The organism is Herbaspirillum camelliae (assembly GCF_001929405.1).
GTDB lineage: Bacteria > Pseudomonadota > Gammaproteobacteria > Burkholderiales > Burkholderiaceae_D > Herbaspirillum > Herbaspirillum seropedicae.
Genome location: NZ_KV880769.1, coordinates 1,005,864 through 1,017,728 on the forward strand (window position 1 = coordinate 1,005,864; position 11,865 = coordinate 1,017,728).

Genomic DNA, 11,865 nt, shown 5'->3' on the forward strand with positions numbered 1-11,865 from the left:
GCACCAGGTCAAGACCGATGACGGACGACCTCGCGCTCGCCCTGTTCACACAGCACCGGCCGCGCCTGTTTGGCGTGGCCTACCGCATGCTGGCTTCGCGCAGCAAGGCGGACGACGTGCTGCAGGACGCCTGGCTGCGCTGGCACGCCCAGGACAAGGCCGTGCTGGACTCGGCCGAGGCCTGGCTGGTGACGGTGGTCACGCGCCTGTGCATCGACCGCCTGCGCCAGCTGCAGCAGGAACGCCAGCACTATGTCGGCCACTGGCTGCCGGAACCGCTGGTGGACCTGGCCGAGCCCGGCCCCGGTCCGGACATCGACCTCTACGGCCAGGCCGGCCTGGCCCCTTCCCCCGAACAGTTGCTGGAACAGCACAGCGACCTCTCCTTCGCCTACCTGTTGCTGCTGGAACGCCTCAAGCCCGAAGAGCGCGCCGCCTTCCTGCTGCGTGAGGTGTTCGACAACGACTATCCCGACATCGCCGCCATCCTGCAAAAGTCCGAAGCCAGCTGCCGCCAGCTGGTGCATCGCGCGCGCGAACGGCTGGCGCGGCAGGAACACCAGGCCGACCCGCTCAGCCCAGCAGTGCGGGCCGCGTCCAGCCCGGTGACGCGGGAGACCCATGCGCTGTTGCTGGAAAAATTCATGCAAGCGCTGCAAAGCGGCCAGCGTGAGGCCATGCTGGGATTGCTGGCCGAGGATGCGCGCCTGATCGGCGACGGCGGCGGCAAGGTGGCGTCCTTCCCGCATCCGCTGGAGGGGGCAGAGCGCATTTCCTGGCTGTACTACGCCAATGTGCGCCGCTTCGGCGCGCGCATCGTCTATCAGGCCGCCTGGATCAATGGTGCGGCCGGCCTGTTGCGCTATGTCGATGGCGTGCTGGAATCGGCCCAGGCGCTGCAATGGCAGGCCGGGCGCGTCAGTGCGATCTACGTCGTGCGCAACCCCGACAAGCTCGCGGCCATCGCCCGGCAACAGCTGGCGGTGGACTGAATCTTTCGGTTTTTTTCGCAGACCTGTCACAACAGGACATCCCGCTCCGTCTAGTGGAGGAACACCGGCGAATGGCGCCGTTGTCACCTCACCCTCGATGGAGAACTCCCATGTCCGATTTCAAGCAACGCCTGCCCCATGCCAAGCTCGCCGCCCCGGCCTTCAATGCCCTCCTCAAGGCCAGCGAAGTGGTCCACCAGAGCGGCGTCGATCCCAAGCTGCTGGAACTGGTCTTCCTGCGCGTATCGCAACTGAACGGCTGCGCCTTCTGCGTCGACATGCATTCGCATGACCTGCTGCAGAAGGGCGAAGACCAGCAGCGCCTCAACACCCTGGCGGCCTGGCGCGAAATCCCCTTCTTCACCGACGCCGAGCGGGCCGCGCTGAACTGGGCCGAGCGTTTCACCCATCTGCACCAGCCGGATGCCGACAAGGAAGACGCCGCCTTTGCCCAGTTGCAGCAGCACTTCAATGACACCGAGATCGCCAACCTGACGTTCGCGGTGGCCATCATCAACGCCTGGAACCGCCTGGGCGTGTCGATGCGCCCGCAGGTACCGCGCCGCGCCTGATTGGATTCCTGGGATAAGGCCGAAAAAAAACGCACCCCGGTTGCCCGGGATGCGTTGAACATGGTCCGATCCACATCAGACTTTCTGCTCAAAATCTGGCCGGCGGTGTCTTGATGACGCCGTCCGGCTTGTCGGTTCAGCGTGCGTTCATTTCCACAACGCGCACTTGGATTCCGCCTTGGTCATGTAGGCCTGCTCTCCGGGAATGGTCTGCACCAGCTTGTAGTAATCCCAGGGGCGCTTGGATTCGGAAGGCTTCTTCACTTCCATCAGGTACATGTCATGCACCATGCGTCCATCAGGACGCACCACGCCGTTGCTGGTGAAGAAATCATTGATGCGATTCTTGCGCAGGTAATCCATGACCTTGTCGGCATCGGTACTGCCCACGGCCTTGACGGCCTTGAGGTACTGCCCCACCGCCGAGGCGTCGCCGGCCTGGAACATGGAAGGCATCTTCTTCATCTTCATGAAATAGCGATTGGCCCAGGCGCGGGTCTGGTCGTTGAGGTCCCAGTACCAGCCATCGGTGAGGTACATCCCCTGGGTCAGCGGCAAACCCAGCGAGTGGGTATCGTTGATGAAGATCAGCAGGCCGGCCAGCTTCATGGTCTTGTTCACGCCGAATTCATTGGCCGCCTTGATGGCATTGATGACGTCGCCCCCCGCCACGGCCAGGCCCAGGATCTGCGCCTTGGAGGATTGCGCCTGCAACAGGAAGGACGAGAAATCGGAAGTCGCCAGCGGCACCCGGGTCGCGCCAACGACGTTGCCGCCATTGCTCTTGACGACTTCGCTGGTGTCCTTTTCCAGCGAGGTGCCGAAGGCGTAATCGGCCGTCAGGAAATACCAGGACTTGCCGCCCTGGCGCGTGATGGCCGCGCCCGTCCCGCGCGCCAGCGCGGTGGTGTCGTAGGCGTACTGGATGGTGTAGGCATTGCACTCTTCGTTGGTCTGGCGCGTGGTGCCGGCGCCGACCGAGATGAAGACCTTCTTCTTCTCGCCCGCGACCTTGCCCATGGCCAGGCTGGCTGCCGAGTTCACGCCGCCCACCAGCATGTCCACGCCATCGCGGTCAAACCATTCGCGGGCCTTGTTGGCGGCGATATCGGCCTTGTTCTGGTGGTCGGCAAAGACCAGCTCCACCTTTTTGCCATTGATGGCGCCGCCGGCATCGGCAATGGCCATGCGGATGGCTTCGACGCCGCCCTGGCCGTCGAAATCGGCATAGGTGCCGGACATGTCGGTGATGAAGCCGATCTTGATGGTATCGCCCACCGCTTGGGCGGATGGCAGGATGGCTGCGCCCAGCAGCGCGCAGGCGGTAGCCGACAGCGCGGCGCGCCGGATGAATGGGGTCATGGGGTCTCCTCCTCTCGGGATCTTGGAATGGGGTTCTTGTTGCGACCCCGCAATCGAGTGCGGGGAAGGTCTTGCAGGACCGGCCTTGCCAGATGGCTGGGACCGGTCCGGATCATGCAGTGAGCAATATCAGCCGACGGTAGCGCGGGTCTGCTCGCCATCGACCAGGCGCATCAGGCCCAGAGGATTGGCATTCTGCAGCGCCGCCGGCAGCATCGCGTCCGGGTAGTTCTGGTAGCACACCGGACGCAGGAAGCGTTCGATGGCCAAGCTGCCCACCGAGGTGCCGCGGGCGTCCGACGTGGCCGGGTACGGGCCGCCGTGGACCATGGCGTCGCACACCTCGACACCGGTCGGGAAGCCGTTCAACAGCAGGCGACCGGCCTTCTGTTCGAGGATCGCGATCAAGTCCTGGTTGCCTTGCAGGTCGCCGATCTCGGCTTGCAGGGTGGCGGTCAGCTGGCCGTTCATCTTGGCGGCGAAGTCCAGCAGCTGCTCACGGCTTTCCAGCTCGACAATGACGGTGGAGGGGCCGAAGACTTCTTCTTCCAGCGGTGCTTCCTTGGAGAACAGCAGCGCGGCATCGGCCTTGAACAGGTGCGGCACGGCCTGGGTGTAGCTGGTGCCGCCGGTGGCGATCACCTTCACGCCCGGCAACTGGGTCAGGCGCGCCACACCGCCGTTGTAATGGGTCAGGCCGCCGCTGTTGAGCATGGTGGCCGGGTTGGTGCCGCCGAAGGCCGCCGACAGCTTCTCGATGAAGGCGGTCAGTTCCGGCGAACGCACGCCCAGCAGCAGACCAGGGCTGGTGCACAGCTGGCCCACGCCGACGGTGACCGAACCGGCCAGGTCCTTGGCGATGGCGTCGCCGCGCAGCTTCAGCGCTTCCGGCATCAGGATGATGGGGTTGATGCTGGACATCTCGGCAAACACCGGGATCGGCTGCGGACGCGCTGCAGCCATGTCGCACAGGGCGCGGCCACCGCGCAGCGAGCCGGTGAAGCCGACCGCCTGGATGCCGGGGCTCTTGACCAGTTGGGCGCCCACGCGGTCACCGTAGATCATGTTGAAGGTGCCGGCGGGCATGCCGGTCTTCTTGACGGCGCGCTCGATGGCGTCAGCCACCAGTTCGGAGGTGACCAGGTGGCCGCTGTGGGCCTTGAACACCACCGGGCAGCCGGCCGCCAGAGCGGCAGCGGTATCGCCGCCGGCCACCGAGAAGGCCAGCGGGAAATTGCTGGCGCCGAAGACGGCCACCGGACCTACGCCGATCTTGTACTGGCGGATGTCCGGGCGCGGCAGCGGCTGGCGCTGCGGCAGGGCGGTGTCGATGCGGGCGCCGTAGAAGTCGCCGCGACGCACGACCTTGGCGAACAGACGCATCTGGCCGCTGGTGCGGGCGCGTTCGCCAGCCAGGCGCGGTGTGGCCGGCAGGGCGGTTTCGCGGGCCACGGCGGCGAGGAAATCATCACCCAGGGCGTCGATCTCGTCGGCGATGGCTTCCAGGAACTGGGCGCGCTGCTCCGAGGTGGTTGCGCGGTAGAGCGGATAGGCCTGCTCGGCGGCGTGGACGGCGGCGGCCACTTCCTTGTCGGTCGCGGTCAGGAACGGGGTGTCGAAGAGCGCACCGGTGGTCGCGTCGACGCTGTGCAGGGCGACGTCGCCCTGACCACTGCGCTGGCCGCCGATGTAGTTGTGTCCAAGGATGTTAATGCTCACGTTGTGCTCCTGCTGGTTTCGTTGGCGCCTGCGCCGTTGGCCGGATCAGGCATAAAGGCCGCGCCCGCGTGAGCGGGAGCGGCTGCTGGGTTACTGGTCTGGGCAACTGGCCACGCGGGGCGGGCCGGTTGCGCCGTCATTGTCGGCCATCACATGGATTGCTGCAGCATGTGCAGGTAATCCTGTTCCGAGGCCTCGCGCGGATTGGTCTTGTGGCTGTGGTCCGCCAGCGCCCCCTGGATGATCTGCGGGAACATCGATTCGGTCACACCCAGCTCGCCCAGTCCTGCCGGCAAGCCCAGGCGGCGGCTCATGTCGCGAATCGCCGGGCCGATCTCGGCGCCGTTGCCCAGGCCCATGGCGTGGGCCATGCGGGCCATCTTGTTGTCCTTGACCATGCTCGCCGCACTTTCGTTGAAGGCGATGATGGCCGGCAGGAAGATGGCGTTGAGGGTGCCGTGGTGCAGCCGCGGATTGATGCCGCCCAGCGAATGCGACAGGCTGTGCACGCAGCCCAGGCCCTTCTGGAAGGCCATCGCGCCCTGCATGGAAGCGCTCATCATGTTCAGCCGCGCTTCGCGGTCGCCCGGCTCGCGGGTGGCGCGCTCGATATGCGCCCAGGCGCGCCACAGGCCATCCAGGGCGATGCCGTCGGCAGGCGGGTTGAAGGACGGCGCCATGAAAGTTTCCAGGCAGTGGGCGATGGCGTCCATGCCGGTGGCCGCTGTCATCAAGGGCGGCAGGCCCAGGGTCAGCTCGGGGTCGCAGATGGCCAGCTTGGGCACCAGATAGGGCGAGATGATGCCGACCTTGCGGCCATCGTCGAGGATCAGGATGGCGCCACGGCCGACTTCGCTGCCGGTGCCGGCGGTGGTCGGGATGGCGATCACCGGCGCGGTCTTGGCGGTGATGTTGGCCAGGCCGCCTTCGATAAGCGCGAAGGATTTCAGCGGACCCTCATGGGTGCCGCACACGGCCACACCCTTGGCCAGGTCGATGGACGAACCGCCGCCTACGGCCACGATGCCGTCGCAGCCGTGCTGGCGGAACAGCGCGACCGCAGCGCGCACCGCGCCTTCGTTGGGATTGGGCGGGGTCTGGTCATAGACCACGGCGCCGACGCCCTCCTTCAACTGACCCAGGACCTTGTCCAGCAGGCCGGCATTGCGGATGCCCATGTCGGTCACCACCAGCGGCTTCTTGATGCCGAGGCGGTCGCATTCCTGCTGCAGGAGCGCCAGCGCGCCGTAGTCGAACTGAACCTGGGTGATGTAGTTGATAAGTGCCATTACATAGCCTTGATTTATAGATGTCGGCATCGGGGGCTGCTGTGCCGCCAGTCCTCCCGAATCTGCCGAAGCCAGCGCTTCCCTCTGGCTTCCTGCATTGGAAAGCCAGACTCTAAGCCATCGCGGCCCCCTTGGCTAATGAGAGCTGTTGATATGGGTATAACCAAGGCTCATACTAAGGACTTCTTTGAGGATGACCTTCATGCACAACACGCTGCCTTCGCTGGCCTCCATCACCTCCCGCCTGCACTTGCGCCAGTTGCGCCTGCTCATCGCCCTGTCCGACCATGGTTCACTGCTCAAGGCCGCCGAACAGGTGGCGCTGACCCAGCCCGGGGCCAGCAAGGCCTTGCAGGAGATCGAGAGCACGCTCGGTGCGCAATTGTTCACCCGCACCAATCGCGGGCTGGAGGCCACCGAGCTGGGCCATTGCGTCATCCGCTATGCGCGGCTCATCCAGACCGACCTGACCCATCTGCGCGAAGAGATGCTGGCGATCATGCAGGGCCATGGCGGCCGACTGGCTGTCGGGACCATCATGGGCGCGGTGCCCTTGCTCACCGATGCACTCACGCGCTTGCTGGAAGCCCATCCGGCGCTGTCGGTGGAAATCGTCGAAGACACCAGTGCCCGGCTGTTGCGCCTGCTCGACCAGGGCCGCCTGGATCTGGCGATCTGCCGCACCAGCATCAGCCAGCGTCCGGACCTGTATGACGCCTTCAATATCCACGATGAAGAGCTGGCCGTGGTGGCCAGTGTTCAGCACCCGCTGGCCGATGCGCCCAGCCTGCAGCTGGCCGACCTGGCCGATTCGCGCTGGGTGGTCTATTCGGCCAACATGCCCATGCGCATGACGCTGGAGCGCGAATTTCACAACGCCGACCTGCGCTTCCCGCTACACCTGATGGAAACCACCTCGGCCTTCACCACCTTGTCGCTGCTGCAGAAGAATCCGCACTTCGTGGCGCTGCTGTCGGTGGATGTGGCGCAGTTCTGCACACGCTTCGGCATGACGCGCATCCTGCCGCTGCGCCTGCATACCCGCAGCGAGCCTTACCAGCTGGTGACGCGGCGTGGCACCATGCTCTCGCCGGTGGCGCGCCTGTTCCTGGACGACTTCGCGCGCACGGTGGCACAGCCAAGCTGAGGCGCAATGCTGAGAGGCAAACAAAAAGCGCTCCCGCAGGAGCGCTTTGGTGGAACTGGGCAGCGAGCCGGGATTACTTGTTCGGCTGCGGCGTGATGCGCAGGTAGGGGCGCGGCGCCTTGTAGCCCTTGGGATACTTCTGCTTGATGGTTTCCTCGTCCTTGATCGACAGCGGGATGATGACGTCGTCGCCATCCTTCCAGTTGCCCGGGGTGGCCACGGTATAGCCATCGGTCAGTTGCAGGGCGTCGATGACGCGCAGCACTTCGTCGAAATTGCGGCCGGTGCTCATCGGGTAGGTGATGATGAGGCGCACCTTCTTCTTCGGATCGATGACGAAGAGCGAACGCACGGTGGCGGTTTCGGACTGGTTGGGGTGGATCATGTCGTAGAGACCCGCGACCTTCTTGTCGACGTCAGCCACGATGGGGAAGCCGACCACGGTCTGCTGGGTTTCCTCGATGTCCTTGATCCATTGGTTATGGGCCTCGGCGCCGTCCACGGAGAGCGCGATGGCCTTGACGTTGCGCTTGTCGAATTCGGGCTTCAGCTTGGCCGTCAGGCCCAGCTCGGTGGTGCAGACCGGCGTGAAATCGGCCGGGTGGGAGAACAGCACGACCCAGGAGTCACCCGCCCAGTCGTGGAATTTGATCTTGCCGATCGAGGATTCTTGCTCGAAATCCGGTGCGGTATCGCCCAGGCGCAGCGTCATGATGGTCTCCTTGGTGGACAGAATGAAAACAGAAGGCTGACTATAACGCGAGGCCAGCCTCAGGCCAACGACTATAAAGTGCTTTTCAAATTACATTGCGACATGTGGAACTACAGATTTTGCAGAGTAGAAATGAACCTGTCAGCATCCTGATAGCCGATCACGCGGCGCTGCGCCAGTTCCCGGCCATCGGCATCGAAGAACATGATGCCGGGCGGACCGAAAAGATTGAAGCGCTTCAACATGGCGCGGTCATCGGCATTGTTGGCGGTCACGTCGATCTGCAGCAGCAGCATCTGGCCAAAGCGCGCCTTCACGCGCTCATCGGTGAAGGTGAAGCGTTCCATTTCCTTGCAGGAAACGCACCAGTCGGCATAGAAATCCAGCATGACCGGGCGGCGCTCGCCGGATGCGTTTTCCTTCAGGGCCGCATCCAGCTCAGCGCTGGAGCGGATGCGCACGAAGTCGGTGGCCTGCGCGGCGGCTGACTGCCCGCGCAGATGCGATAGCGGCGCCAGCGGATCTCGCCCACCGGTGGCCACGCTCACCAGTTGCAGCAAGCCCAGCGTGACCACCACCAGGCCGAGTGCCCGGGACATCCATCCAGCCGGACGCGTCCACAGCAGGAAAGCGCCATAGCCGATGCCCAGCGCCGCCCAGCCAGCCACCTGCAACCATGAAGGGATCACCGGCGACACCATCCACAAGGCCGTGCCCAGCATCAACACGCCAAAGAAGCGCTTGACCGCATCCATCCAGGCACCCGCGCGAGGCAACAAGGCACCGGCGGACGCGCCGACCAGCAGCAGCGGCACGCTCATGCCCAGTGCCATGGAAAACAGGGCACTGCCCCCCAGCACCACATTGCCGGTCTGGCTGATGTACAGCAAGGCCCCGGCCAGGGGAGCCGCCACGCAGGGGCCCACGATCAGCGCCGAAATCGCGCCCATCAGGAAGACACCGACCCATTTGCCACTGCCTCCGCCGGAGGCTGTGGATAATTTGGATTGCAACGAGGCGGGGACTTGCAGGGTGTAGAGGTCGAACATCGACAATGCCAGCCCGGCCATCAACACGGCAAACGCGCCCAGCACCCAAGGGTTCTGCAGATAGGCCGACAAGCCCTCTCCCAGCATCCCGGCGGCCACACCCAGTGCCGTGTAGACCAGGGCCATGCCCAGCGAATAATCGACCGACAGCAGGAAGCTGCGCCCGCGTCCACCGCCGGCGCCCGGCTGCTGCCCGACAATGATGGAGGACAGGATGGGCAGCATCGGCAACACACAGGGCGTAAAGGACAACCCGATGCCAAGCAGGAAGAACAGCGAGAGGATGCTCCACAGCTTGCCGCTCTTGAGCACGGCGGCAATGCCATCGATATCGCTGCCGCCAGCGCCACCTTGGATTGCCCCCTCGCTGCCAGCCGGGCTCACACTCTGGCCGATGGCCTGCGCCGACATGGTCAGCTTGAGCGTCATCGGTGGATAACATAAGCCCTTGTCGGCGCACCCCTGCGAAACAGCCAGCACCACGAACTTGTCCACCGCCCCACTGACCGGCACGCGCGCCGTGACCGATTGGTGATAGGTCTCCACTTCCTGCTGGAAATTCTCGTCGTACTTGCGCTTGCCGGCCGGGAACCGGGGCTCGGCCAAGGTCGCCCCCTCGGCGCTGAAGTGGAAGCGGTCACGATACATGTAGTAGCCATCGGCAATCCGATAGCTCAGCTCCAGCGTCTGTGCATCGACCATGCGGCCGCTGAGCTGGAAGGCTTGTTCGGGCGGCAGGTAATCCTCAGCCGCCTGGGCGGCCTTGGCGGCCAGCAGGCCCAGCAAGGCCAGGATGGCGAGCCAGATCAACAAGGGCAGCCTCGGCAGAGGCTTGCGCGGGTCGGCAGAAATGCGCGGGGTCATGCGGTTCAACGGTATTCCTTGTCTGAAGTGCGGGGGCGCCTATACGCGCAAGGGACGGGCGGTCGCATCCTGCATCCATGCCAGGTAGGCAGGCAGGCCCGCCGTGATCGGCAGGGCGATGATCTCGGGCACATCATAGGGATGGGCTTGCAGGATGGCCTGCTCCAGCTCCTGGTAGCGGGCCTGCGTGGTCTTGATGAGCACGGGGACTTCGGTGTCGCGCTGGACCTTTCCTTGCCAGCGATAGACCGAGCGCACCGCAGGCAGGATGTTGACGCAGGCGGCCAATCCCTGCTCGACCAGCGCGTCGGCGATGCGTTCGGCCAAGGCCTGGTCCGGCAGGTTTGCCAACACCAGCAGCGGTTGGTTCAACAGGGAAGCAGACATCGGAAGATCTCCTTGCAGATGCCGTATTCAACCACATCCTGACCTGCTGCGTGGCCATGCAAGACAAGGACAAGCGCGAAAACCGGCGTGGCAAACAAAAAAGCCAGGCAATGCCTGGCTTTTCTTGGAGCAGCTACGTCCGTGAGATTACTCAGCGGTCGGCGCGTCTGCAGCGTCGGTGACTTCCGGACGATCGACCAGCTCAACGAAGGCCATCGGTGCGTTGTCGCCTTGACGGAAGCCCATCTTCAGGATGCGCAGGTAGCCGCCGTTACGGGCAGCGTAGCGCGGGCCCAGTTCGGAGAACAGCTTGCCGACGATTTCGCGATCGCGCAGGCGGTTGAAGGCCAGGCGCTTGTTGGCCAGGGTGTCGGTCTTGCCCAGGGTCAGGATCGGCTCGACGACGCGGCGCAGTTCCTTGGCCTTCGGCAGGGTGGTCTTGATGGCTTCATGACGCAGCAGCGAAACAGTCATGTTGCGCAGCATGGCCAGGCGGTGGGACGAAGTACGATTCAGTTTGCGGAGACCGTGACGGTGACGCATGGTAATTTCCTTTCAGGTTACAGTTTTGATCCAGTTCTTCTATCGGCAGGCCAGCTGGGCTGTCCTGACCGCGGACCGGTAAATATCGGATAAAAGTTCTTTGCTGCGAATACGACGGGTACTTCAGATACAGCCTCAAGTCAGCCTGGCGGCGCGGCTTGCACCGCAGCCCGCCAGGTGACATGAATTACTTTTCCAGACCAGCCGGCGGCCAGTTTTCCAGCTTCATGCCCAGGGTCAGGCCACGCGAAGCCAGGACTTCCTTGATTTCGTTCAGCGACTTGCGACCCAGGTTCGGGGTCTTCAGCAATTCGTTTTCGCTGCGCTGGATCAGGTCGCCGATGTAGTAAATGTTCTCGGCCTTCAGGCAGTTTGCCGAACGCACGGTCAGTTCCAGGTCGTCGACCGGACGCAGCAGGATAGGATCGACCTGCGGTGCGCGCGACGGTGCTTCTGCAGTCGCTTCGGTGCCTTCCAGGGCAGCGAACACGTTGAGCTGATCGACCAGCACGCGAGCCGATTGGCGGATCGCCTCTTCCGGCGTGATGACGCCGTTGGTCTCGATGTTCATGACCAGCTTGTCCAGGTCGGTACGCTGTTCCACACGAGCGGATTCGACCGCGTAGGACACGCGACGCACCGGCGAGAACGAGGCATCCAGAATGATGCGGCCGATGGTCTTGTTGGTGTCTTCGGACAGACGACGCACGTTACCCGGCACGTAGCCACGGCCCTTTTCGACCTTGATCTGCATGTCCAGCTTGCCGCCACCGGTCAGGTTGGCGATGACGTGATCCGGATTGATCAGTTCGACGTCGTGCGGCAGATCGATATCGGAAGCCAGGACGGCGCCTTCGCCTTCCTTCTTCAGGGTCAGGGTGACTTCGTCACGGTTGTGCAGCTTGAAGACCACGCCCTTCAGGTTCAGCAGGATGTCCACGACGTCTTCCTGCACGCCGTCCAGGGACGAGTATTCGTGCACCACACCAGCGATGGTCACTTCGGTGGGAGCGTAACCGCTCATGGTCGACAGCAGCACGCGGCGCAGCGCGTTGCCCAGGGTGTGACCGTAACCACGTTCGAACGGCTCCATCACGACCTTTGCGTGACCGGGGGCCAGGGTTTCCACTTCGATGATGCGGGGCTTCAACAAACTGTTTTGCATGAATTGTCCTTTTCAATACCCTCGGCTCGTTACACCGATAAGGCTGATGGCAGTTCGGAAAAAT

General features: G+C 63.9%; 11 protein-coding genes. 3 read left to right on the forward strand and 8 right to left on the reverse strand.

Going from position 1 to position 11,865, the window contains the following annotated elements; genetic code table 11:
* The first annotated feature begins 17 nt into the window (after positions 1–17).
* Entirely contained in the window at positions 18–992 is a 975-nt protein-coding gene (sigJ, locus tag BGK68_RS04570; protein ID WP_075256118.1) for an RNA polymerase sigma factor SigJ, read from the forward strand.
* Positions 993–1,102: 110 nt separating this feature from the next.
* On the forward strand, positions 1,103–1,564 hold the full coding sequence (locus BGK68_RS04575) for a carboxymuconolactone decarboxylase family protein (protein ID WP_075256119.1): 462 nt from the start codon (positions 1,103–1,105) through the stop codon (positions 1,562–1,564).
* Positions 1,565–1,711: 147 nt separating this feature from the next.
* Here the strand turns inward: BGK68_RS04575 and BGK68_RS04580 are convergent, their stop codons facing one another.
* The 3 genes from BGK68_RS04580 to BGK68_RS04590 all read right to left on the reverse strand — a co-directional run bounded on the left by BGK68_RS04580 (position 1,712) and on the right by BGK68_RS04590 (position 5,934).
* Positions 1,712–2,926 (reverse strand): ABC transporter substrate-binding protein, encoded by a 1,215-nt coding sequence (locus BGK68_RS04580; RefSeq protein WP_075256120.1) that lies wholly within the window; start codon positions 2,924–2,926, stop codon positions 1,712–1,714.
* A gap of 129 nt (positions 2,927–3,055) precedes the next feature.
* Complete coding sequence (locus tag BGK68_RS04585) at positions 3,056–4,645, reverse strand: aldehyde dehydrogenase (NADP(+)) (protein WP_083657721.1); 1,590 nt, start codon at positions 4,643–4,645, stop codon at positions 3,056–3,058.
* Positions 4,646–4,794: 149 nt separating this feature from the next.
* Positions 4,795–5,934: an iron-containing alcohol dehydrogenase gene (locus tag BGK68_RS04590; protein ID WP_075256121.1), complete on the reverse strand. Its 1,140-nt coding sequence runs from the start codon at positions 5,932–5,934 to the stop codon at positions 4,795–4,797.
* A gap of 202 nt (positions 5,935–6,136) precedes the next feature.
* On the opposite strand from BGK68_RS04590, the gene BGK68_RS04595 reads away from it, so the two are divergent.
* The gene (locus tag BGK68_RS04595) at positions 6,137–7,081 is read left to right on the forward strand and encodes a LysR family transcriptional regulator (protein WP_075259676.1); all 945 of its coding nucleotides are present in this window, start codon (positions 6,137–6,139) and stop codon (positions 7,079–7,081) included.
* A gap of 73 nt (positions 7,082–7,154) precedes the next feature.
* Here BGK68_RS04595 and BGK68_RS04600 read toward each other — a convergent pair whose 3' ends face one another.
* From BGK68_RS04600 to BGK68_RS04620, 5 genes are all read right to left on the reverse strand, one after another.
* Positions 7,155–7,793 (reverse strand): peroxiredoxin, encoded by a 639-nt coding sequence (locus BGK68_RS04600; RefSeq protein WP_075256122.1) that lies wholly within the window; start codon positions 7,791–7,793, stop codon positions 7,155–7,157.
* A 110-nt stretch (positions 7,794–7,903) separates the two neighbouring features.
* The gene (dsbD, locus tag BGK68_RS04605; protein WP_143433186.1) at positions 7,904–9,706 is read right to left on the reverse strand and encodes a protein-disulfide reductase DsbD; all 1,803 of its coding nucleotides are present in this window, start codon (positions 9,704–9,706) and stop codon (positions 7,904–7,906) included.
* A gap of 39 nt (positions 9,707–9,745) precedes the next feature.
* Positions 9,746–10,093: a divalent-cation tolerance protein CutA gene (cutA, locus tag BGK68_RS04610; RefSeq protein ID WP_075256124.1), complete on the reverse strand. Its 348-nt coding sequence runs from the start codon at positions 10,091–10,093 to the stop codon at positions 9,746–9,748.
* Positions 10,094–10,240: 147 nt separating this feature from the next.
* Positions 10,241–10,636, reverse strand: a complete 396-nt coding sequence (gene rplQ, locus BGK68_RS04615; protein WP_008334167.1) for a 50S ribosomal protein L17 — start codon at positions 10,634–10,636, stop codon at positions 10,241–10,243.
* 187 nt (positions 10,637–10,823) lie between these two features.
* Positions 10,824–11,801, reverse strand: coding sequence for a DNA-directed RNA polymerase subunit alpha (locus BGK68_RS04620; RefSeq protein WP_006464909.1), 978 nt, complete (start codon positions 11,799–11,801; stop codon positions 10,824–10,826).
* Between the last annotated feature and the right edge of the window lie 64 nt (positions 11,802–11,865).